This is a genomic window from Mesorhizobium sp. M8A.F.Ca.ET.161.01.1.1, from assembly GCF_004792105.1.
Taxonomy (GTDB): domain Bacteria; phylum Pseudomonadota; class Alphaproteobacteria; order Rhizobiales; family Rhizobiaceae; genus Mesorhizobium.
In genome coordinates this window covers 1-293 of sequence record NZ_SRTD01000431.1, presented here as the reverse complement: position 1 = coordinate 293, position 293 = coordinate 1, and the positions used below count along the sequence as shown (strand labels likewise).

The 293-nt window shown below is 63.5% G+C and carries 1 protein-coding gene; it reads left to right on the top strand.

The genetic code is table 11. The annotated features are described in order from the left end of the window. Positions 1–293, top strand: a 293-nt coding sequence (locus tag EN804_RS36405; RefSeq protein ID WP_135922428.1) for a cation diffusion facilitator family transporter, incomplete at both ends; no start/stop codon positions are given.

Sequence of the window (293 nt, the reverse complement as noted above, 5' to 3'; positions counted from 1 at the left end):
GGCGATGATGGTGGCGGAAATCGTCGCCGGTCACTGGTACGGCTCCATGGCGCTAACGGCGGATGGCTGGCACATGTCCACCCATGCGGGCGCGATGCTGATTTCGGCACTCGCTTATCTCTATGCCCGCCGCGAGGCCCGCAACCCACGCTTCACCTTCGGCACCGGCAAGTTCGGCGATCTCGCGGGTTTTGCCAGCGCCATCGTGCTGGCGGTGGTGGCATTGCTGATTGCCGTGGAAAACGGGATGCGCCTCGTCAGTCCCGTCGAGATCGATTTCAACCAGGCCATCC